The sequence below is a fragment of the Gluconobacter albidus genome, from assembly GCF_002723915.1.
In the GTDB taxonomy this organism is placed as follows: domain Bacteria; phylum Pseudomonadota; class Alphaproteobacteria; order Acetobacterales; family Acetobacteraceae; genus Gluconobacter; species Gluconobacter albidus.
Window position 1 is genome coordinate 16067 of the sequence record NZ_BEWL01000009.1, and the last position, 23456, is coordinate 39522.

Below are 23456 nucleotides of genomic sequence, written 5' to 3' on the forward strand. Positions count from 1 at the left end.
GTCAGACGGCCTGCTTGCCTCATCAAGAACAGAACTGACAGGCCGACATCGCCTTCATGGCTGGTGTGAGTGCCTAGATTTGTGGGTGCCAGAAGCAGACGTGAGCATAACCGATCTTTTCAGCGATTCACGCCATCGTAATCCGGCGAGACAGATTCTTATTTGCACGATCGAGAACCAGCCTTTCAGAGACGAACTTCAGGAGATAAGTTTTTTATAAAATTACTCATTTGAGCTTTTCTCGGCTAATAAGTCATTTAACAATGACCGCACATTTTTGACAAATACCCTACCGGTTAAAATTCCAGAATTATGAGATGAGCATATGAAAATCGTATATGCAGGCGCCCAACAAGATGTTCGAAAGAAATATTTAGCTTCGAAAGATGATTTCCTTCTCCTGCTTCACGACCGCTGGGACGACTACAATTACCAGACTCGCTTCCCAACCCTCTGTAGAGTCGGCGGCGAGTTAGTCGAACTCGGTGCGGTAAAAATTCTGTTTGCAGGAGAGAGGGCCTCGCATTCATTCCTGATCAAAAAACGTGAAAATGGCTGGAATGGCGAATTTCCGCTTAAGGATGCCGACTATATCTCGGTGACTGAAGCGACGACATTCTATGAGCAGTTGTTGGAAATTCTACCCGAGAAAGGGGCATTAAAAGTCGCTCAGAAACTGCGCGACGCCAGCTATCTGGCTCATATGGCACAAGACGACAAGGCACTGGCTCTAATCGATACGGAAGGCTTTCGGAACTCATTGCAGCGAGAACGTTCGCTGCAGAACAGTTTTGCAGAAGGCTGGCGGGTTTTAAACGGGCAGGCTTTGGACGTCGCTAATCTCAGCTTTACCTTTCGCAGTCCTACAGACGACCTTTCCACACTGCGTATGAACTTCGCGAGCAGATCGCTGCTTCCACATGATGTGAATGTGATCATTGGGCCGAACGGTGTGGGAAAGTCTTCTTTGCTACGTCAGATGGTTAAGGCGTGGATACAGCCGGGCGTAGGTCACGCCGCCTTGAAAGGAGCATTCTTCGAACCTAGACCAAATCTCAGTCAGTTGGTCGCCATCGCCTACAGTCCGTTCGAGCGCTTGCCGGTCGATACCGATGACGAGGAAAGCCTCGATAGGCCTCTTAAGGACAAGGATATCTATCGCTTCTTTGGCTTCCGCGGACGACTGCCATCGCAGAAGACCGGGCGGCCGACGCGTATCAGAAATAGCCTGACTGTACCGAAGGTCAATGCGGCTCGGTCGCTTATCCAGTGCCTGACAGATGATTTACGATACAGCAACCTAAAGGCGTGGGCGAATAAGCTGCGGACCTTACAGGAGGTGCTTGGTAGCGGAATCGATTTTGACGTGGCAGCCGTTCGACTTCTGCCCGATACGCCGTCCGAGGAACTTATCGCAGACGACACCTTAGATGCGATTGATCTGATCAAAATTGAGGATACGGATAGCAAGGGTAAAAAGGTTACGGTGTGCTATGTCCCGATCGCTCCTGAATCGAGTGGAATCAACGTGCCTAGCTTGCTTCGCCACGCCGATCTCGACCATGGCGTCAGTTTTTTTAAGGGCGATGCGCCGTTGCAGCTCAGTTCTGGGCAACGTTTGTTTTTCTACATTGTCGTCAACATTCTTGGCGTGATTCGTCGCAACAGTCTGGTGATCGTCGATGAACCGGAATTGTTCCTTCACCCAACGCTGGAACTGCAGTTCGTCTCGATGCTCAAGCAGATCCTGCGTACATATGGCTCAAAGGCATTACTTGCCACGCATTCGGTGGTAACAGTACGTGAAGTGCCGAGTAGTTGTGTCCATGTGCTAGAGGCGACTGAAGAAGGACTTGCGATCAAATCGCCGCCCTTCGAAACGTTCGGCGGCGACGTCCAGCGGATCACCAGTTATGTTTTTGGCGACCGCTCAGTTTCCAAGCCACACGAGGCTTGGTTGCGCAAGCTGCTCGCCAAGTACGACACAGCCGATGAGGTCATTGAAGCGCTTGGAACAGAGCTCAACGAAGAGATGATCATTCAGTTACATGCAATGGAAAATGGAAAATGGTGACTCACCTTCCGAAACCTAAAGCATGTAGCATAGCTCTTGTCGATGCGATCGTCGCTGAACGTGCGAGCGGGCGAAACGCCACGTTTTTTAATGGGCTTGCCGCAGAGTGGCGTAAACGTATCAAGTATTACATTGCTGAGCATGGCAATCCCGAAACTGTCCCCACCTGGTCAAAAGCAACCGATCGTAGAACGTCCTTTCTGACGCTTTACAACACGCCACGCAAAGACTCCTCGCAACTCCCCATACTTAACCAGCTGCGCGATCGAACGCTCCGGTTCTGTCCGTCGTGCGGAGAGGAGGGAACGCCTAATACGTTAGATCATTACCTACCAAAAGAACAGTTTCCGCACTTTGCGATCACTCCTCTCAACCTAACGCCGATGTGTGATATTTGTCAGGGTGCAAAAGGAACCAAGACTACCGACAAGAGCGGTCGCAGAATGTTTTTGCATCCCTATTACGATGAATTCCTTGCCTCGCAGGTTGTCCATCTTACCATTGGCCGTCCTTTCAGCGCGCCCAACGACTTCTTCCTAAAGCCTAGTCCTGACTTACCAAACGAACTCTTTGAATTGGTTGATCGTCATATTAATGGGCTTGAAATGGAATGTCGTTACAGCAAATTTTTTCGTGACGAATACATCCGTCTACTTCGCCTATCTCAAGAAGCGCGCGATGCCGGAGATGACGTTCGTAAAGACATTCAGAAGTTCAAACGCATGCACGAAATGCGCGCCGTGAACTTGTGGCCACACATTTTCTATGATGCTGTTGTGAAAAATCAAGAGTTGCTGGATTATCTCGCAAATGGCGATTTGCCAGCCATGCTTTGAGATATAGTATTGGAAAAGCTATCCGCTATCTGGTTTTTGGACCGAAACTGGACCTTCTGCTATCCACCCCTGATCAGCCGGGTGGATATGGGTGGACTAGCGAGAAACCGTGAAGTCATGACCCGCTGCCTCCCCGAAGGACGTGGTGCGCTGACTATCTTGCATCGCTTTGATTTATTGTGGTTGTGCGAGTATTCTAAACAGCCATTCGCTAGCAAGCAACCGGCACGTGACAAGGGAAAACCGGTTAGTCCCGGAGTTCCCAAAACAAAGAGAGGTGTCCATGCGCGAGGCTGAATTCCGTGCCGGCTTAGACAGGCGTCCTGGGCCGGGCGTGCCGTTGACCAAGCAGATCCCTAGTCTGACACGTGAGGCCGTGGAAACGGTCATGCGTGAATTTGATCAAAGCAGTAACACGTTTATGCGCCAACACGGGTTTGCGGCGAATTTCGATTACGTTGTTTTCCGTCCGGGCGAACAGCAACGTTATCCGGCCAAAGCGGTCTTTTTGGTTGCCTATAGTTCAATTCCCGGGAATCCCAATCTGACTGTTAGAGACCAGCGCGATACGTTCCGAGACACTGAAGGCGGAGCAATTCATACCGAATTTCGTCGCTTGGGCTACGAGGTCGAAAACCGGCAATTTGGTAGCAAGGAAGTTCTCGCTGAGCGTATCCGCCAACACTTGATCGCGCACTATATCGCCCCTGCTCGCCAGCGCGGCGACCACCTTGTCACAATCCGGGCGGGAGATGTTCACAAGGAACTTGACCTGACCAACCAGATGCCCAACGTGTGTCAGACGATCGCAGGCAAGAAGTTTCGTAACGCGGCGAACCTGGGTGAGCCTGAGATCCTTTCAGGCCCTGTCCGCGAGCGCGGCGGTAACATGGTTTACCGTTTCATTCTGCTCTCCAGTCAAGAACAAGGGGTATCGCCTGGTGACGAACAGATCCTTGCGCGGTTCGATGGTAATCCAGAATTTCGCGCCAGGCGCCCTGACTGGACCCGCGAACAGCAGGCTGCATTTTGCCGGATGGCGCGAGCCGTTCATGCGGTCGGGCTTGACTGGTACCAGACCGACATTCCGCAGACCCGGTTCGGACGAAAATCGTCTCAGCTTAGACCGGCCGAGGGTACGCTCGGTGCATTACTGTGCAGAATGACGGAACCATTCCTGCAGTTCACGCACCAGAGTAATTCGCTTGGTCTGGCGGGGGATTACCCCTTTGATGAGAATGGCGCTGAACGATTTGAACGAATTATTGCCGATGCTGAGCCAGTCATCCGCAGCTGGCAAGAAAATCGTCCGGAGCGTCAAGGTAAGTGGCCCGATGAATATAGCCAGCCTAACCAGGCAATCTCCGGAAGCACAGACATGACCATGCCAAACAATCTGATACTTTACGGTCCGCCTGGCACCGGAAAAACCTACAACACGGCACTGGAAGCGGTGAAGCTGTGTGATGGTACCGCCAGCGATCCGGAAAACAAAGAAGGTCGCTCTGCTCTGATGGCGCGGTACAATGAACTAGTCGCCGACAAGAGGATTGCCTTTGTTACTTTTCACCAAAACTATGGTTACGAAGACTTTGTTGAGGGTCTTCGCCCTGTACCCATTGGGAACAACGACGGGGAATCTGTGGGATTCCATCTGCAACCAGAACCGGGCATTTTCCGACTGATCGCAGAACGTGCAGAAACAGGGAGTCTTGTTGTAGGCAGCGAGCCTTTGAATGTCGTTGATCGAGCGGTTTACAAAATGTCGCTGGGAGAGGTCGCTGATTCAGCTGATGATTTTGTTTTTACGGAATCTATCAAGAATAATTACTGCCTTTTCGGCTTTTGCGATATCGATTGGACCAATCCGCGTTTTTCGGATCGGGAAGAAATATTCTCAGAGGTGAAAAAGCAATTTCCCGATGAGGACGTCACCCCGAACAAGGGTATCGTGCAATCGCCCGATGTATTCCGCAATCAGCTGCAAATCGGCGATATTCTCATTATCTCCAAGGGCAATTATCGGTTCAGGGCCATTGGGATTGTCGAGGGCGAATACGAATATGCGCCTCGTCCCGATGGCCGGTACTGCCATCGTAGGAAAGTGCGATGGCTATGGCACAACAAGGACGGTCTGGAGGTCAGCGAATTGTACCCTCCAAAGTTTATCCAAAAAACGCTTTACCGGCTTAAGGACGCGGAACTCAACCGGGCCCTGATTGCACGACTGATTTCAGAAAGCGATGGCCAGGGCAAGGAAGGCGATCCGTTACCGCACGTTCTCATTATCGACGAAATCAACCGTGCCAATGTGTCGAAGGTCTTTGGTGAACTCATCACGCTGCTGGAGCCTGACAAGCGGGCAGGTATGGAAAACGCGCTTTCGGTGTCTTTGCCCTATTCAAAACGGCAGTTTTCCGTTCCTGCCAACCTTCACATCATCGGAACAATGAACACGGCAGACCGCTCTATCGCACTTCTGGATACGGCATTGCGGCGGCGTTTCAATTTCCGGGAAATGGCTCCTGAACCCAGCTTGCTGGCGGCCACCAGTAAGCGGACAGGGATCAATCTTGCCCGCGTTTTGACTGCCATCAATGACCGCATTGAATATCTGCTCGACCGGGAACATCGCATCGGGCACGCCTTCTTCATTGGCTGTGAAACGGCTGAGCAGGTTCATGATACCATGCGCCACAAGGTCATCCCGTTATTGCAGGAGTATTTCTTCGAGGACTGGAGCCGCATTCACGCGGTGCTTGGCGACGGTTTCATCGGTAGCCGAATGCTCAAATGCCCTCTTGGAGAAGGTGAGGATAAACCTAGCTGGTTCGTTCGGCCTGAGTTCAGTCTCGATGCTTATACGCGCAAACTTGGCTTTACCGCGACCGACCTTTTGCAAGAGGCAGAGGCATGAATGTCCATACGCTTATTTTCCACAAAGGACTGACTAATCGCACTGATCGCGTTATCGCTCGTTCCCATCCATGACGCATCTGACGATCCATGAATGGGGACGGACGAGCGTTTATAATGGCACCGGCTCCGCACCGAAGGAGACCTTTACCCGCACTCAGGCCAATACTCTGCTGCGGGCGGCGCGATCACATGCGCTGGCCAACCAATTCGGGAGCAATATTCTTGTCGATCGTTACAGCGAGATAAGAGCCCAGCAGGTTGTCGGCGTTATTGCCGCCCCAGGATGCAGTCTTGAAATTCTGCCTAAAATCGACGCCGCATCAGATGAGAGCGATGAAACACTCCGCACCCGGCTTGTTACTATGCTCGATGTAGCGCTCGGGCTCAAACTCGGAGACGGACAGGCTCTGGCCATGGCGCGCCAGAAGGAAACCCTTCTCGACATCCTGATTCGATTGTTTGCTGATCGCTTTTTGGCCGAGGCGCGTCGTGGCCTGCCCCGCGGTTATGTCGCACAAAAGGAAGATCTCGCAACGCTGCGCGGGCGGCTTGATGTCATTCGCCAGTTCACTCACCATGCAGTGCGTCCCGACCGCTTAGCGTGCCAGTTTGACATTCTGATACCAGATACGCCTCTTCTGCGTGTGATGAAAGCTTGCGTCGTGACGCTGCGCCGCTACGCTCGTGTATTGGAAACGCAGAGACGACTTGATGAGCTGCGTTTTCTTCTTATGGATGTCGGGGATGTTCCAATTAATGCTTTGCCTTGGAGCCAAGTGCGCATCGACCGGACGAGCCGCCGTTGGGAAACACTCTACGTATTGGCAAAGCTGTTCCTGAAACGCGAATGGCAAGGGACCAACCACGACGCCAAGGCTGGTCAAGGAGTCACTCTGTTATTCGCCATGAACGATCTGTTCGAAACCTATATTGCCGCCCTAACTCGCAAGGCGTTGCAGGGTCGCGATCTAACCGTTCATTCGCAAGGCGGATTACGCTATTGCCTAATGGAAGAAGGCGAAGGCGGCAGACCACGTTTCCAGACGAAACCTGACATTCTCATAAAACGGGGTGAACAAACCCAAATGGTGATCGACACCAAGTGGAAGCTGATTAGCCGAAACCCCGAAGACAAGAAACGCGGCGTTTCGCAATCCGACGTCTATCAGATGATGGCGTATGCCCGCCTCTATCAATGCAGCGATCTGCTCTTGCTATACCCCCATCATGTCGGTCTTAGCGTCGACGCTCTTAATGCTAGTTATGCCATGATGGCGGGAGATGAACGTTTACGAATCGTCAGCGTCGATCTTTTGCACGGATCGGCTGCAGTTGCTCAGCGACTCAGAGAGCTCATTTCTGAAGAAAAATTACATTAGAATGTTTTGAAGGACTTGCCATGGTTTGGTTACGGCGGCTTCGTTGAGAAGTGTAGGTTGCCGAGAAGTATCAAGGATTATTGAGGCGAACAAAGCGACGTGAAACTTTGTGCGCTGGACATATATGTACATGTCCGGTTTCTTGATTGCCTTACAAAAAGCGGTCGTTCCGTTCCCCCCCCCCCCTGAACCGCCTGTCCGCTCAAGGAATATGAAGCAGACAGGCGGCAGACGCCTACACCTCAGACATCGAAGTGATGATGATGGTTGCCCGAAAGCCGACATTGTCAGGCGAACCACGATAGACCGCGTTTGGAACTTTGCAGTCATTCTCGGGCCGCCGTCGAAAGAGCGGCTTACAGTCGAACACCGTAAGTTTTCAAAGACAGCAAGGGGCTGCGGGGAGCGGAAAGGACGGGCCGGATACGGCAAGGTCGAATGACGTGACGCCGTTTTTCGTATAAACGAAACAATCTATTGAAGCTCACTACTGCGGCTGGCGAATGACCCCTGATATCGACTTTTCAAAAATTCGTGCGGAACGCGGCGGCCAGAGAGAGGGCTTCGAAGAGTTCTCTGTCCAGATTTTCCATCATTACAGTGTAGCTGCGGGCTCGCAGTACAAGCGGAATCACGGCGATGGCGGCGATGGCGGCGTCGAAGCGATCTGGCGATTACCCACAGGAAAAGTCGTCGGCCTTCAGGCGAAATACTTTCTGCCACTTAAGGCTGCACATCTCTCCCAGCTCGAAAAGTCGCTCGACACAGCCCTCGACAATCATCCTGACCTTCAAACCTATATCGTCACTCTGCCATTTGACCCGACTCCAACGGTCAAAGCGCGTAAAGGTGAAGGCCAGGCGGAAAAGCTGGAGACTTGGCGAAGAGGCCTAATTGATCGCGCTGCCAAGCGTGGCATCACGATTGAGGTCGTGTGGTGGCATGAAAGCGAGCTGAAGTCTCGACTCCTCGGCATGAACAACCCCGATGGGCGTATATTGTACTGGTTCGGCTCGCCGCATCTAAGCATGGCGACGCTTGAAAGTGCCGCCACCGTGGCTGAAGGCGTGGCCGGCCCGCGATATTCACCTCGCCTTCGGGTCGGAAACGACGCCGGCGATACGATCAAGGCCTTTGGCCTCGATCCGAGTTGGCCAGCGGTCCATCAGGGCTGGGTAGAGCGGTTGGACGAAGCAGTGCGTGTTTGGAGCGACATGGCCCCAAAAGCGCATCCTGCTTGGTGCGAGCAGATATTGGCGGCCCTAAACGATGCGAAACTTCATTTTGCCGCGGTCGAGAAGCTCTGCTTCACGGAAGTCGACCGCTTAGCACTGCATAGCCTCGCCAGTAATACGCTTCCCATCGCCCAGTCTCTGGAAGCCGAAGTTAAAAGTGAATTTGACAGTACGCATGGTGCACAAAACGATAACATTCTCTGGCGGCAACACCAGGCTGCCTATCAGTGTGTATTCCCCGCCGCAGATCTCGATCACGCTCGCGAGGCGTGTGCACTCCTGCGCGACATCCTCACGTTCGCCGAAAGCTCAGCTGCGATCGCCGCCGGAGCGGACATTTTGCTCATGCGGGGGGCTGCCGGCATCGGCAAGACACACACCACGATCGATGCAACCAAGGAACGGATATCTGCCGGGCGGGGGGCATTGGCCATACTCGGACAGGAAATAACACACGGCCAGAATCTGTGGAGCGTGGTGGCAAGCAAGCTAGCCATCGGTCCGTCGGCGAGTAAGTCCGAGATCTTGGGCGTGTTGGCCGCGTTCACCGAGGGCACAAATGCGCCGTTCCTGATTTGCGTAGATGCGATTAATGAAACCCCCGATCGGCGGCAATGGCGATCCTGGCTTCCTCAACTCAAGGTGGACCTCGTAGGGCAGCCGATCAAACTGCTTCTCACCTGCCGGGACATCTTCATAGAGGATGCGCTCGAGGCCGCAGCCGACGACCTTCCCTTCTTTACGCATGCGGGCTTTATCGGCCGTGAATATGACGCTGCATACGCCTTTGCAGCATTTTACAAGGTTGGCCCGCCCGCAGAAGTGGTCGCGCAACCCGAGTTCGCCAATCCACTGTTCCTTCACCTAGTCTGCCGAGCAGCAGTGAACCTGAAATGGGATCGCATTCCGAGCGGTCAGATTAGCCTCACTACGCTGATCACTGCAATCCTCGACGGCGCGAACGGGAAGGCAGCCGAACTGCTTGATTTTGACGTCCGCATCGATAATCCGGTGCGAGACGGGGCTCTGGCCCTTGCTCAAGCCATGGGGCAAATAGGTGCTCGCCAGTTGCCACTGGTCGATGCCAAGACAATCCTCACGGGCGTTTGGCCAGCACAGGGCGCCTCGAGATCCTTGCTGAGGGCGATGGAAGAGGCCGACTTGGTCTCGGTCGCTTCCGACAGCGGCGCCTCGTTCCTCCGGTTCGCCTTTGAGCGTTTGGGTGATGTGCTGATTGCACAAGCGAGCATCGCGGATCAGGACAAAGCGACCGTATGCACACGGTTCCTTTCGGGAGACCTGGCGGCGCTTGTTGCGACGCCAGACGCCGTGTCTGAGAATGCCGGCCTGATCCAGGCCTATTCGATCCTCTTGCCTGAACTGCACGAAATCGAAATCGCCGACCTGCTCAGAAGCACTACGACCAACCTGGAAGTGACGATGCTAGCACTCGGCGTGCTTGCTTGGCGGGATATTACCAGTTTCACTAGCACGGCCTGGGTGCTGCATCACAGTAGGTTCGTCGATCTCATCGCCGTTCTCGAGCGTGTTCTCGCGGTCGCTGCGGTGCCTGGGCATCCGGTGAATGCAGACTGGTTGAATTGGTGGTTAGGGAGCTGTCCGCAACTTAACAGAGACGCAATTTGGACGGAGGCACTGAAACAGGCTTGGGAACAAAGGGGAGCAGCCCACCAGCTCGTCGTTATCGCGCGGGGTCAGGACCTCACGCACCTGTCGACGAAATCAGCACTTCTTCTCGGCATCGCCTTGGCCTGGTTTACTGGCAGTGCCGACCTGCTTATTCGCGATGAAGCGTCCGATGCCTTGACTCGTCTTTTGGTCGCACAGTCGATATCCGGCGAACTGCTCCGCTACTTTATCCTGTGCGACGATGATTTCGTGCGCGAGCGCGTACTGAATTCGGCATATGGCGCGGGCCTGCTGAAGCATAATCCTGCCTATTGGGGCAAGATCGCCGACATCGTGTTCGACAGCTTCTTCGCGTCAGGCGTGCCGCCTGAAAATGTGTTGCTGCGGGATTTGGGGCGACTTATCGTCGAGGAGGGTATAGCGGCAGGTACTATGGCGAAGACGCCGCCTCCCGCATTAGTGCAGCCACCCTATAAAAGCACGTGGCCGCTCCAATTCATGTTTCCGGATTGGTCGGCGCTTGATGTTGCGCATCCCGACCTACCGACGAACCTTAAATTGGGGGCACAGTTGCAACCCGACTTCGCGCGCTACGTCGTCGAGCCCGCCGCGAGGGATTTCAACATTGCCGCCACCGGACTGACGCTTGCGAACCTGAACCAATGGATCGTCGAGCAAATCCTGACGCTTGGCTATGATGGCTCAAGAAAATTAGCGCTTGCCTATGACTGGAAGCTCATCGAGGAACATGGTCAGGAACGCGGCGTACCCAATCGCCATCGGCGCGTTAGCAAGAAGCATCAGTGGATATTCCTAGCGCGGCTACTGGGTCTGCTCCACGATCACGTCTCCCACAATCCGCCTTCATGGAAAACGCCTCGAAAACCAACAGATTTGCAGGCAGTCGAACTTCGCACGCTCGATCCGACGGACTTGTCGGGCGATCTAGTGGCACCGCTTCCGGAGAGTAAGGTCTCAGATTTTTTCATCGTGTCCTCCACCCCGCCTGAGGCGCGCGATTCCAAGGATTGGGTTGCCGAGCTTTTTGTCAGCCAAGATATCAAACTGGTTGGAGAGAACTGGCTACTACTGGCGGGTCATCAGAGTTGGCAATATGGCGACAAGGCTAATAGGCGCGATTTGTTCGCCTCCCGGCACGTGGCAGCGATGCTCGTTCCAGAGAGCAAGATGGTAGCGCTGAAGGAATCCTTCGCCTCGTTCATTCCAGACTTAGATATTCCTGAACTCAGCAAGTTGTACCAAGGTGAGTTTCCAGGAAGCGCTGCCCTGCGTGCACATTCTAGCCAATGGTCACTCAAAACCGAGTTCGGCATTCCGGCATCTGTGATCGTCAGTCAATTCGACCGCCCAGAGACTCCGGTGCATTTGCTCTGGGCACCAGCTTCGGACCTTATAACTCATAATATGGCTACTTGGGACGGTGCGCGTAAATGGATGGATGCATCAGGCGAGGTAATAGCCGCACAGATCGGCAGCGGCGACGACGTCGCTTTAGTCTTCGATAAGGCGAAACTGCTTGCATATCTGACGGTGACCAAATCCCAGATCGTATGGGTCTTGGACGAGAGCCGGAACGCTTCGATCGCATACAAGCCGGTGGCTTCTAGTGATCTTCGTCACGCTTGGTGCTGGAATGGCACAAAGCTGAGCAAGCTTGCCGAGACACAGAATAGTTACGTCGATGAAGATAAGGCCAAGGAGACTGGCAAATTGCCGGATGACGACAGTTAGTTGGCAGGCCTATGAGCAAAAGCGCAGGGAATGGTTGCTTTCGGCTATCGCTTCTCGATAACCGACATTCCGCTGTCCCCCCCCTTCTAACTATTTTCCCGAGTTTCACGCAGCTTCGAGCGCGGCCTTTGCTTCAGCTTTTTCCGCTTTCTCGCGGCGCTGCGTATCGGCAGCCAGATCCGCCTCAAGGGCCGCCATGGCCTCGTGCTTCTCCTGCAACAAAGCCGCCTCCGGGAACGCCAGACCCACACGGGCGCGGTAGCCGGGCAGCTTGCGCTCGGCTTCCTCCACCTGACGGCGCGCGTCCGCCAGTTCCGCCTCGAACCGCAACAATGCGTTCTCGATGCGGCTGACCAGCCCGACCGGGCTTGTCTCGCGGTCGAAGTCCATGCCGAGGATCCGCCCGTCCAGCACAAGACCGAGGGTCGCGTCCCACGTCTCCTCGCCGTCAAAGCGGGTGCGCCAGGTCTCGCACAGGATCTTAAAACCGCCGATCGCACCTAAGGTCCACTTGCCTTTCTCCCCGGACTTCGCCGCGAGACGGGCCTGCGAAAGAAGCCACTGACCGGCTTTCTCACGCTCGGTCATCTCCCGGTCCTTGCGCACCAGCCGGAACGCTTCACCGCGTGTCGGCTCACGCTTTGCGATGTCGTTCTGAAGACGCGGGATCACGGCCTGCGCTGTGTCACGGTCACGCTCGGCGCGGTCGATGGCGCGACGGACGTTATACTGATCGTCGTGATGGGCGGCCTGCAACCGCTCCAGACGGGCCAGCTCGGCCTCCAGTCCGGCCTTCTGCATCAGGCGTTCGTCTCCCGACGCAAGGGCCTTCGCCATGGCGAACTGGTTGGCTTCTGCGCCCACGTCTTCCAGACGGCGGATGGTCCGGTCTCCGGACATGGCGAGGCAGATGAACTTCTGCTTGCGCTCCAGCATCTGCCAGTTGGACGCGTCCACCGAGCCTTTCAGGGCATAGGCATAGAGCTGGATCACCGGGTTCTGGTTGCCCTGCCGCTCGATGCGGCCTTCACGCTGGATGATGTCCGAGACCAGCCAGGGCACATCGAGGTGATGCAGGGCAATCAGCCGCTGCTGCGCGTTCACTCCGGTTCCCATGGTGGCAGAAGACCCGATCAGGATCCGCTTGCGTCCGGAGTTCATGTCACGAAAGAGCGCCTGCTTGGCGGTGCTCTTCTTGTAGTGCTGCATGAAAGCGATTTCGTCGCGCGGCACGCCCATGCGGATCAACTCATCGCGGATCCAGCGATAGGCCGAGAAACCGCGTGTCTCCAGCACGGATTCCGTGCCCAGATCCGAAAAGATCATCTGCGTGGCACCGGGCAGGTCGTACTCCCGTCCCGTCTCCGGGTCGGTGTAGCGATTGGCCGACGTGTCCTGCCAGATCTGGAAGACCTTGCGGATCATGACATTCAGCTTGTTGCTGTTGTCATTATCCGTCCAGTTCCGCACGAAACGCAGGTCGATGGCGGCGTGCCGGGCATCGGTGATGACGGACAGCAGGATGTCGTCACCCTTCTGGGGCTTGCCCGTGCGCTCTTCAATCGTCTTGATCCGCTCCGCGAGCGTCTTCTGATACTCGCGGAAGGCCTCCCCACTATCGGCCACGACGATCTCACGCCTGCCGCCCGCCACCTCTGGCAGTTTGACGTAGCGTCGCAGGTCGTCCTGCTGCACGACGTCGGCAAAGTCGCGATACATCGCCATCAGGTCGGCGACATTCACGAACTCGGAGAACCGCGTGACCGGCTTGTAAAGCCCGCTCGGCTGAAGCTCCAGTTCCGTGCGGGTCTCGCCAAAACTTGCGGCCCAGGCGTCGAACTCGTGCAGACCGCGCTCGACAAGCGCTGGCAGATCCATGAAACGCTGGATCGAGAACATCTCGCCCAGGGTGTTGGTAATCGGCGAGCCTGACGCCATCACCAGCACGCGCTCGGGATTGCGCTTTGCGAGGTAGCGCGTTTTCACGAACAGATCCCAGGCACGCTGGCTGCCGTTCGGGTCGATCCCCTTCAGATCGGACTGGTTCGTGCCGAAAGACAGTTTGCGGAACTGCTGCGCCTCGTCCACGAGGATCTGGTCCACCCCGATCTCGCCGAGATGCACCATGTCATCCTTGCGGCTGGACAGGGCTTTCAGCTTGGCTTCCATCCCCTCCTTAAGGCGCTCGATGCGCTTGCGCGACAGACGGTCGTCCCGGTTCACGTTCTCCAGAAGGCTTTCGTAGGACGCGATCTGGTCCTCGACCATCTCCTGCTCAAAGGCGCTCTCGACCGGCACGAACTTGAAGGCGTCATGCGTGATGACAATGGCGTCCCAGTTCCCCGTGGCCGCCCGGGCCAGGAACCGCTGGCGCTTGTCCTTCACGAAGTTGGTCTCGTCCGCCACGAGGATCTGGGCGTTCGGGTAGAGCATCATGAACTCACGCGCCATCTGCGCAAGGCAGTGTCCCGGCACCACGATCATGCCCTTGGAAATCAAACCGAGGCGCTTTTGCTCCATCACGGCCGCGCACATCGAGAACGTCTTTCCGGACCCCACCGCATGGGCCATGTAGGTGCTGCCCTTGGCGATGATCCGCCAGATCACCCGCTTCTGATGGTCGCGCAGGCTGATGGCCGTGCTCGCTCCCGGCAGTTTCAGGTGCGCGCCATCGAACGTGCGCGGGACAAGGTTGTTGAACGCATCGTTATACAGCCGCACCAGACGCTCGGCGCGTTCAGTGTCCTGCCACACCCACGTCTCGAACGCGGTCTTGATCGCGGCCAGCTTTTCCTTGGCGGCCTCGGTCTCCTTCGTATTCAGTTCACGGTGTTCGCCATTCACATCGCGCCAGGTGTCCCAGATTTTCGGGCTGGCCTGATTGAGCGCATCGTCCAGCAGATCCCCGGCATGGCGGCGCTGTGTTCCCCAGACCGAGGTGGCCTCCGCCTTGCCAGAAAACCCGCTCTTGTCCACGCTCCAGGTCGCCACCTCCATCGTGTGGTGAATGGTCGTGCGGACCCCCATGACCTCTGCCACGAAAGCCTCGACATCCGGCACAGGGATCCACGGGGCTCCGAGACGGGCCGTAATGTCAGACGGGCGCAGGTCTTCGGGCTGGACCTCTTCAAGGGCCGCGACATTGCGCAGGTAGCGTCGGTCGCGCTCGGCAGCCTCCCGGGCCTGCGCCAGCTTGGTGCGGACCGCCCCTGACAGGGCCTCGTCGGCCGTCACCCAGACCTCACGGCCACCTGTGCTGCGGATCGGATCGAGATAGACCGAGGATCCGAGTTCGGCGAGCACCTCCTCACCCGGGCGGCCAAGAAGCTCCGCCATGCGCTCGACGTCCACGCCGCCTGTGTCGTGCAGAGAGACCGCCAGCGCATCATGAGCGCCGTGAACCTCGGGCTCGGACGGCGCCTGAATCACGCGCTCGCTGAAGATCGGACCTGGACGGCCGGTCTGGCTCTTCTCGTCATACTCTTCGATCGAGCTGACCAGCCACACATCCGGGTCGTCATAGAACGGCTGAAGGTTCGGACGCCGCTGTGTGGACTTCTCCTCACCCGTCTCTTCATCCACCCGCGTTGTGGTGTTGGTGAGGTTGATCGGCCCGAACTGACGGGCAAAGGCCTGATACGCGCGTTTGAGATCGGCCTGATGGGCGCTGTAGGGCAGGTTTTCCACCTGTGCCCGAAGCACGAGCCGGGCCGCATCCCTGACAGGAATCAGGCCCTTGATGATCGCGGCGTGCTTCTGGAAGATCCCTTCCTTCTGCTCGCCTTTCTTCACCTTCACCAGCACGGTTTCGCCGTCAATGATCTGGTGCAGCACGCCCTTGTGCAGCAGGTAGCTCCCCTCTTTCAAAAGGGCAACGTCTGCGGCCGTTCCGACGTCGGCGGCGTGGTTATCCTGCACAGTCGCAACATCGAGCGTCTGCGGGTCCGGGAAGCGGGCCAGAGAAGAGAGACGGCCAAGGGCCAGTGGCAGGGCCTCGTCCAGCATCTCGAGCGGATTGGCCTTGCAGGTGTATTCGGGTCCGAACTGACCGCTCGTCCAGTCGTGCCGGCCGAGAACCTGCTGGCCGTTTTCCGCGAAATAGCGGTTGATCCGCAGCGGGCCTTCGCCCTGATCGGTGTCAGCCAGCGCGGCCACGTCCAGCCAGGTGGCATCGCCCGCGTCCTCGCCCGGTGCGCGGCGGCGGAACACCAGAACGTCCACCACGACATCGGTTCCGGCATCGTCGCGCATGGCACCCGCTGGCAGGCGTGCGCCGCCCACGAAATCGGCTGTCTCGAACATTGTGCGCCGTGCGCCGGCATCGGACTTGTCCATCGTCCACCGCGACGTGACGAACATCGCCAGCGCTCCGGGACGCAGACGGGAGATGGACCGGGCGATGAAGTAGTCATGCAGGGACAGGCCAAGGCGGCCCAGCTCGTCCGTGCCTCGAACCGTGCGGTTGCTGAAGGGCGGGTTGCCGATCACCAGATCGTAGCGCTCCGCGAGCTTGGCCGTCGTGAAGTCCTCGGACCGGACCCACTGGTTCGGAAACAGCTTGCGCGTGATCCGGGCCGTCAGCGGGTCGTTCTCGATCGCGGTCCAGGCGGTTTTCGGGGCCAGCTTCGGGGGCACGCTCGCCATGAACAGCCCGGTTCCGCAGCCCGGTTCCAGCGCGCGTCCGCCCCGGAAGCCCATCTGTGCGGCCAGATCCCACAGCGCATGGACGATCAGCTCGGGCGTGTAATGGGCGTACTGCGTGGCCCGTGCCAGACCCGCCCGCTCCTGCTGGCTGGTCAGTTCCTCAAGCTGGCTGCCAATCTCTTCCCAGCCTGCCCGGAAGGTTTCGCCAGCACGCGGGAACAGGCTGTTGGCCAGCTCCCCTGCCCCGAACCCGGTGAAGCGGGCGAGGACAGCCTGCTCGTCGGGGCTGGCGTTGCGGTCCTCGGCTTCAAGCGTGGCCAGAAGGCGGATCGCCGCAAGATTGTCCCGCGCACGCTCTTTCCAGCCCTGGGCGAGGCCACGCGTTCCGGTCAGGGCGAAGTCCACCTTCGGCAGGACAGCGGGGATCGGGGCCGGGGCTTTTGCCGCCTGTTGGGCCGCAGCGGCGGCTTCCTCAAGGGCGCGGTCTCCCGGAAGCTCGCCCCAGTACAGATTGGACTGGCTGCCGCCGAGTGCTGAGGTGTCGAAGAAGCTCAGTTGAGACGTGGACATGGAAAAACTCCGGACAAGCGGCAGCGCCCGGTGCTGCGCGGAGGCAGACCGGGGGGCCGGAAAACAGGATCAGTGCGGGGAGAGAGGCGTCAGGCCTCCCGGATCAGTTCGGGGTCAGAAGGGACCAAAGCGCAGGCGGATTTGCTCACGCTCGCATTCGGACAGGCGGGCCAGCGCGTCACAGTGGTAAGCCGACCCTTCCCGTGCCTTCGTCGCCACGCGCCACCAGGCTTGCGGATCGCTGCAATGCAAACCCACCAGATGCGTCTCGTCGTTCTCGGGTCCGCATCCTTCGAGGAGCGTCCAGCCTTCCTTGTGGGCCTGTCTGGGATCAAAGGCCTTGGCCTGTGCGGAGCGTTCGAGGGTCTCTGACATCGTCTTTATTTCCTTTCCTGACCCTCTCCGGCGAGCGCAGGACAGCGCGACCTGCCAGAGCGGCGCGCAGCGTCGGGACCGCCCGGCCCGCAGCGTAGCGAGGACACGGACGGACCCACCTCTTGCGGGGCGGGCTGGCCTGTGCTGCCCCCCTCCCCTCTTTTTCCTTTTTTAACCTTCTGTTTTTTTTGCTTTTTTCAGGTCGGCCCCGCCCCCTGCCCGAACGCTCCGGCCGGTAGCTCCCAGGCTGGTGTGAGGACGGTCGGGATCGGACGCGGCGACAGGCACGCGCGGGCCAGTTCGGGCGCTGCCAGAGCGGCGGCATACGGCCTGCCCTGCTCTGCGAGCTGCTCCAGCGAGACGGTGCGCTTGATCGTGCAGCCGAACTGTTGCTCGTACTGCACCAGGCGTTCGAAGCGGGCAGGATCAAGCCAGCGGATCGTTGCAAACTGCCGCGCATCGCCAAAGATACAGGTGGCACAGGACAGCCTGGAGAAGCCGATCCGGTATGGGAGCGCCGGCAACACCTTCCAGCGTTTCAGACTGTCCCAGACCTGCGCCTCGCTCCACTGGTGGACCGACCGCCAGTGATCGACATGCCGGCGACGGCGCGTGCCATGTCGCGTATCCGTGCGGTGCGGCTCAAAGGCGGCATAGCGGGCACGGTTGGGACTTTCTTCGGCCCGCTCGCCCGTTACGAACAGCGTGCGCCGGTTCAGAAAGCGCTCCTGCCCGCGCAAGGCGCGATCGGCGACGTCGATCTTGGTGACGGCTGAGCACCAGCGCGTCGTCAGACTGGCCGAGACCTGGGGAAAGCGCAGGCGCGTCCCGTTCGGCCCCTCCCCGCCTGTACGGATCAGCCCGTCAGGGCTTTCGAAGAGAACAGGCGCCGTCGGGGCAGCGTTGCGCAGCATCTCCCGCTCGAAGCCGCCCTCTCGCCAGGAGCGATAGAGCGGCAGCCCGAAATCCTGCGCCAGCGCGCTCACATAGGGCGAGGTGGAGGGCCAGTCCATGAAGGATGGCCCCTGCCCGTCCACTTCGTGGTGCCACAGTTCCAGACGGTCCTTCGGAGCCCCGGCTTCAAGGAGGGCAAGGAGGCAGGCGGTGCCGTATTTCCCGCCTGACACGGCCACGATGATGCTGTCATAGGAGGTCAGATCCCGCGTCATGGCACAAACCTGCTGACAGGGGCACCTGTCCGGACAGAGCGGCACATCAGGGCGGTGGGGACAGGAGCGGCCCGGAGCAGGAGTGGCTTTACATGCCTGTTGTCCCAGCTCAGGCCTTCGCAGCGTGAGAGGAGTCCAAGCTGGGTCGCCGCCTCATCCCGGCACGCACACACCCGCTCATTGCCGCCCGCACTGCGACGGCAGGGCTCATGGGCTGGCGCGTTGCAGCCCGTGCAGGCAATCGTCAGCGCCGGATCGCCACTTTCCCAGTGCTCGTTGCACTTGCGGCAGGACACAGGCTCCTGGGTGTCGGTCCAGCGCATGGGCGGCCGACCGCGTGGAGTTGGAACATAAGGAAGGTAATGACGACGCATGATGCTCGATCCATTTCTGGTTTTTGAACATCGTCGCGTCCGGCTGGGGGCTGTTCAGACTGCAACAGTGCCGCGTAGCGGCAGGATCAACGCGGCCCGCAGTCACGCGCAGGCGGCGCAGCCGGCGAGCATGGCGAGGACGCGCGTTGACCCAACTGTTGCAGGCTGGGCAGCTCCCAGCCAGCCCTTCCCTTTTTTATCGGGTTTTTCTTTTTACCCGGTTTTTCTTTTTATCTGGTTTTTTCTCTTACCGGGTTCCTGCTCTTATCCGGTTTTTTGCCCTGATCCCGCTTCAGAAGCCGCCAATGGAAGGGTGAGTTGGAACACTCCTGTTGAAGTCATGGGAAGATATTACCCGGTTATATTTATTACCAGATATATATTTTTATCTGGTTTTAACACTTATCCGGTTTACTAAAACAGGAGGCGGCACTACGAACTTAGGTCAGCACGGCTTCTTTGAGCGGAGAACACAATGCCTGTCATCGCTATCGCGTCCCCCAAAGGAGGCGCTGGAAAATCGACTACTGCTGTCATCTTGGGAACCCAGCTTGCACACTATGGAGCAGAGGTAACTCTGTTAGACTGCGGCCCGCAGCCACGCGCAGGCGGCGCAGCCGGCGAGCATGGCGAGGACGCGCGTTGACCCAACTGTTGCGGGCTGGGCAGCTCCCAGCCAGCCTTTCCCTTTTTTATCGGGTTTTTCTTTTTACCCGGTTTTTCTTTTTATCTGGTTTTTTCTCTTACCGGGTTCCTGCTCTTATCCGGTTTTTTGCCCTGATCCCGCTTCAGAAGCCGCCAATGGAAGGGTGAGTTGGAACTCTCCTGTTGAAGTCATGGGAAGATATTACCCGGTTATATTTATTACCGGATATATGTTTTTATCTGGTTTTAACACTTATCCGGTTTACTAAAACGGGAGGCGGCACTACGAACTTAGGTCAGCACGGCTTCTTTGAGCGGAGAACACAATGCCTGTCATCGCTATCGCGTCCCCCAAAGGAGGCGCTGGAAAATCGACTACTGCTGTCATCTTGGGAACCCAGCTTGCACACTATGGAGCAGAGGTAACTCTGTTAGACTGCGACCCGAACGAAGCGCTGACTTTATGGGCTGACCGCGCGCCGAAGCCGCCTAGAATCAGCCTGATAACGAAGGTCTCTGAAAGCGACATCATAAAGACGATCAAAAGGCACGATGCTGATGGAAAAATCGTCATTGTTGATTTGGAAGGCGTCGCATCGAGATTGGTTTCGCGCGCGATTTCTCAAGCAGATTTGGTCTTGACGCCCATGCGAGGAACCACGTTGGACGCGACCATCGGAGCGAGAGCCCTTGCTCTAGTAGCAGAGGAAGAAGAGTCTTTAGGGCGCAAAATTCCTCACTCAGTTGTTTTCACAATGACGCGGGCAATTCGCTCCAAACAGCATTCAGGCATTGAAGCTTCACTCAGGGAATCAGGCGTGGACGTGATAACGCCCCCTCTAATGGAGCGTGCTGCATTTTCCGCTCTTTTCGAGTTTGGTGGAGATCTTCACTCGATCCCACCACAAGGTAACATGGTGGCAGCGATCGAAAACGCCGATGGCTTTGCACAAGCTGTGTACCGACGCCTTACAGGAGCGGCAGAATGACAGAGAAAAAGCCTTTTGCGATTGATGTTGGAAAGCTCAGGTCGCGAGAAAAAGTCGCATCTGCCTCCGCTGTTGAACGAGTTGATCGTGTCGCTGCGAATCATGGTTTCATAGCTAGAGAACCTGCGAAACGTAGAGGACGCCTACCCAGCCCTCGAACAGGACAACTGCACGCTAAGGTATTTCCCAACGTCTCCGACGAAATCGCTAAGGAGGCAACCAGGCGAGGCGTTACCCAAGGCGTTGTCATAGAAGAAGCTTGGAAGTTGTATAAAGAAAATAATCCGGTTTGATAGTTTATCAGGTTTTATAATAAACCCGGTAATTGTAGTTACCGGGTTTATTATAAAAAACTTGCAATCGCGTCAGGTTTGTTCTCTTTATGTTCTCGTTAAGGAGAAGAAAGATGACAACGGACGCCGTGGCGCGACTGCGCGAGCAGGTCCGACGCCTGGAGCGTCGAAGCCTTCCTCATTCCCATGCTGACACCCTGCCTACCGGGCATTCTGCCGTCGATGACCATCTTGGCGGCGGCCTCAAAACGGGTAGCCTGCATGACTTTCTGATCTCCGATCCTCTGGAGACGGGGGCCAGCCTCGCCATGCTGCTGCCCATCCTGAAAGAGGGCAGGGGGCCGGTCTTCTGGATCAGCGACACACCTGCCGAATTGAACGCCTGCGGGCTGCATCAGTCCGGTGTTTCACTGGACCATCTGGTCTGCATTGAAACGGACCCGGCCAGCCTGCTGTCGGCCGCCGAGGACATCTTGCGCGGGCCAGAACACGCACTGGCCGTGATCGCAGGACGTCACGCCCCAACGCTCAAGGAAATCCGCCGCCTCAATCTGGCTGTGGAGGCGAGCGGGAACACAGGCTTTTTCCTGCGCTCTGCGCCCCTCGCACAAGCTCCTGGGAAAGACCCCTGTGCGTGCGCCACGCGGTGGCGGCTCCTCTCCCATCCTTCATCGCCTCAAACGCTTCCGGGACTGGCCATGCCGCGTCCCGGTTCCCGACGCCTTTCTGCCGCGCTGTTGCGGGTGAGGGGAGGCCGCCCTGCTCACTGGATCCTCGACTGCACCGATCATGCGCCGCTTTCTCGCTCTCTGGATGCCCTTCTGGCGCACCGAGCGCCTCCAGCTCTCCCGCCCGGGAGACTTCCCGACCGACAGGCCGCTCGTTGTGCACGCGCTGGCACATAACCGTCACACCGTCACCGGTGTCAGTCCGGCTGCGCTCGCGGCTGGACTGACACCGGGACTGCCGCTGGCACAGGCCCGCTCCCTGGTGCCGGATCTTCTGACGGCAGAGGAAGACGCAGAAGCACAGAGGGCAGCGCTGACCGATCTGTGCTCCTGGCTGATCTGGCTGTCGCCGCTGCCCGCGTTCGATGCTCCGGACGGTCTCTACAGCGACACCACCGGATGCGCCCATCTTTACGGGGGTGAGGCGGCCATGCTGAATCTCGTCAGGGAACGCCTGAGGGCAAGGGGGCATTCCTGCTCTGTGGCGCTAAGCGATACGGCCGCTGCCTCACGCGCCCTGGCCCGCTCGGGGATCGACCGGATCTGTCTCGTGCCTCCAGGTCAGCAGAAACAGGCTCTGCATCCTTTGCCCTGTACAGCGCTTCCGCTACCCGAAAAGACACTCTCCAGCCTTACCCGGCTCGGCCTGACCACTATTGGCGACCTTGCAGACCTCCCTCGCGCGCCTCTGGCCAAGCGATTTGGGGCGCAGCTTCTCACCTGCCTCGATGAGGCTCTGGGACGGCAGGCTAGCCCGCTCAGCGTGTTTCAACCTGCGGACCGGATTTCCCTGACCCGGTCTCTGGTCGAGCCCATCAGCACACCGGACGCTATTGCCACGGTGATTGCCGCACTCGTGCCGGTTGTCTGCGAAAAGCTGACGGCGCGCGGGGAGGGGGCGCGGCAGCTCGACTTTCTCTGCGTGCGCGTGGACGGATCCATTCAGGCCATCCGCGTGGGGACATCCGATCCGTCGGCTGACGTGACACGTCTGATGCGCCTGCTGGGAGACCAGATCCCGCAGATCGCGCCCGAGTTTGGAATTGAAACCGTCATCCTGACCGTCAGCGCGAACGAACCGCTCGAAGCCGGACCTGAGCGGTCTGTCCTGCCGGACGTCGGGGCATCCTCGGAGCGCGCTCTCCCAGCCACTCTGATCGACCGGCTGTTGAACCGTCCGGGGGTTGTTTCTGTCCACCAGCTCGCGCCCCGGTTTTCCGCCTGGCCAGAGGACGGGCAGTCTCGCGTTTCCCCAGACGACATGGCAAAACCGCCTCTCGCGCGCCAGATGCTCTGGGCGCGGCCGAACATTCTGTTCGATCTGCCCGTCCGGGTGCAGGTGACTGCCCTGCTTCCGGACGGTGCGCCACGCCAGTTCGTCCTCAAACGCCAGACACATCGCATTGCGGCGGCCGATGGCCCCGAACGTCTGCTGGGTGAGTGGTGGCAGGCGGCCGAACGCTACGGCGCGATCCGCGACTACTGGCAGGTCGAGACCACGACCGGCCTGCGCCTGTGGCTGTTTCGCAAAGGCGACGGAACCCACGACTGGTCCGGGTCAGGCGCGTGGTTTCTTCAGGGGGTGTTCTGATGGAGCCCCGTGATGACCTGATCCCGGCCAGCACCTCGGACGTGGCCGAAGTGCTGATGCACGCGCTGTGCTATGACGGACGCAGGCGGACGCATGACGCCGCTGAACTGATGGCCCGTCTCGTGGCCGAGCGTCTGGTCGCCTATCTGGAACGCTCGGGCTTCGTGGTCATGCGCGCGCCGACCAGCAACGCTCCAGACAGCAGCCGGCACCCGCATCCGCACAGGCGCTAG

17 protein-coding genes are annotated in these 23456 nt (G+C 58.0%); 13 read left to right on the forward strand and 4 right to left on the reverse strand.

Annotated features, from left to right (window positions below; translation table 11 throughout):
• The first annotated feature begins 325 nt into the window (after positions 1–325).
• From GAL01_RS10805 to GAL01_RS10825, 5 genes are all read left to right on the forward strand, one after another.
• Positions 326–2074 (forward strand): ATP-binding protein, encoded by a 1749-nt coding sequence (locus GAL01_RS10805; protein WP_062027795.1) that lies wholly within the window; start codon positions 326–328, stop codon positions 2072–2074.
• Entirely contained in the window at positions 2068–2910 is an 843-nt protein-coding gene (locus GAL01_RS15490; RefSeq protein ID WP_145995623.1) for a hypothetical protein, read from the forward strand. Before GAL01_RS10805 ends, GAL01_RS15490 begins: the two co-directional genes overlap by 7 nt.
• Before the next feature lie 283 nt (positions 2911–3193).
• On the forward strand, positions 3194–5827 hold the full coding sequence (locus GAL01_RS15840) for an AAA family ATPase (RefSeq protein ID WP_099253253.1): 2634 nt from the start codon (positions 3194–3196) through the stop codon (positions 5825–5827).
• Between the two features lie 70 nt (positions 5828–5897).
• Positions 5898–7208, forward strand: a complete 1311-nt coding sequence (locus tag GAL01_RS10820; RefSeq protein WP_099253255.1) for an McrC family protein — start codon at positions 5898–5900, stop codon at positions 7206–7208.
• A 503-nt stretch (positions 7209–7711) separates the two neighbouring features.
• A complete protein-coding gene (locus GAL01_RS10825; protein ID WP_062027155.1) occupies positions 7712–11845 on the forward strand; it encodes a hypothetical protein in 4134 nt (1377 codons plus the stop codon).
• A 105-nt stretch (positions 11846–11950) separates the two neighbouring features.
• Here the strand turns inward: GAL01_RS10825 and GAL01_RS10830 are convergent, their stop codons facing one another.
• From GAL01_RS10830 to GAL01_RS15705, 4 genes are all read right to left on the reverse strand, one after another.
• On the reverse strand, positions 11951–17059 hold the full coding sequence (locus GAL01_RS10830) for a DEAD/DEAH box helicase family protein (RefSeq protein WP_099253257.1): 5109 nt from the start codon (positions 17057–17059) through the stop codon (positions 11951–11953).
• Positions 17060–17173: 114 nt separating this feature from the next.
• Positions 17174–17434, reverse strand: a complete 261-nt coding sequence (locus GAL01_RS10835) for a hypothetical protein (RefSeq protein ID WP_062026935.1) — start codon at positions 17432–17434, stop codon at positions 17174–17176.
• 197 nt (positions 17435–17631) lie between these two features.
• Positions 17632–18603, reverse strand: coding sequence for an adenine nucleotide alpha hydrolase family protein (locus tag GAL01_RS10840; protein ID WP_174694483.1), 972 nt, complete (start codon positions 18601–18603; stop codon positions 17632–17634).
• Positions 18600–18977, reverse strand: coding sequence for a hypothetical protein (locus tag GAL01_RS15705; RefSeq protein ID WP_156476346.1), 378 nt, complete (start codon positions 18975–18977; stop codon positions 18600–18602). Before GAL01_RS15705 ends, GAL01_RS10840 begins: the two co-directional genes overlap by 4 nt.
• On the opposite strand from GAL01_RS15705, the gene GAL01_RS15710 reads away from it, so the two are divergent.
• The 8 genes from GAL01_RS15710 to GAL01_RS10875 all read left to right on the forward strand — a co-directional run bounded on the left by GAL01_RS15710 (position 18976) and on the right by GAL01_RS10875 (position 23456).
• Positions 18976–19395, forward strand: coding sequence for a hypothetical protein (locus GAL01_RS15710; RefSeq protein WP_169926419.1), 420 nt, complete (start codon positions 18976–18978; stop codon positions 19393–19395). The genes GAL01_RS15705 and GAL01_RS15710 overlap by 2 nt on opposite strands.
• Before the next feature lie 57 nt (positions 19396–19452).
• Positions 19453–19623, forward strand: coding sequence for a ParA family protein (locus GAL01_RS10850; RefSeq protein WP_218017099.1), 171 nt, complete (start codon positions 19453–19455; stop codon positions 19621–19623).
• Positions 19604–19891, forward strand: a complete 288-nt coding sequence (locus GAL01_RS15495; RefSeq protein ID WP_145995624.1) for a hypothetical protein — start codon at positions 19604–19606, stop codon at positions 19889–19891. The genes GAL01_RS10850 and GAL01_RS15495 overlap by 20 nt, the downstream gene beginning before the upstream one ends.
• A 57-nt stretch (positions 19892–19948) precedes the next feature.
• Complete coding sequence (locus tag GAL01_RS10855) at positions 19949–20611, forward strand: ParA family protein (RefSeq protein WP_061507245.1); 663 nt, start codon at positions 19949–19951, stop codon at positions 20609–20611.
• Positions 20608–20904: a chromosome partitioning protein ParB gene (locus GAL01_RS10860; protein WP_082790563.1), complete on the forward strand. Its 297-nt coding sequence runs from the start codon at positions 20608–20610 to the stop codon at positions 20902–20904. Before GAL01_RS10855 ends, GAL01_RS10860 begins: the two co-directional genes overlap by 4 nt.
• 113 nt (positions 20905–21017) lie before the next feature.
• Positions 21018–21809, forward strand: a complete 792-nt coding sequence (locus tag GAL01_RS10865; protein WP_099253259.1) for an ImuA family protein — start codon at positions 21018–21020, stop codon at positions 21807–21809.
• Positions 21694–23223, forward strand: coding sequence for a Y-family DNA polymerase (locus tag GAL01_RS10870; protein ID WP_255308582.1), 1530 nt, complete (start codon positions 21694–21696; stop codon positions 23221–23223). Before GAL01_RS10865 ends, GAL01_RS10870 begins: the two co-directional genes overlap by 116 nt.
• On the forward strand, positions 23223–23456 hold the full coding sequence (locus tag GAL01_RS10875) for a PDDEXK family nuclease (RefSeq protein WP_041240859.1): 234 nt from the start codon (positions 23223–23225) through the stop codon (positions 23454–23456). The genes GAL01_RS10870 and GAL01_RS10875 overlap by 1 nt, the downstream gene beginning before the upstream one ends.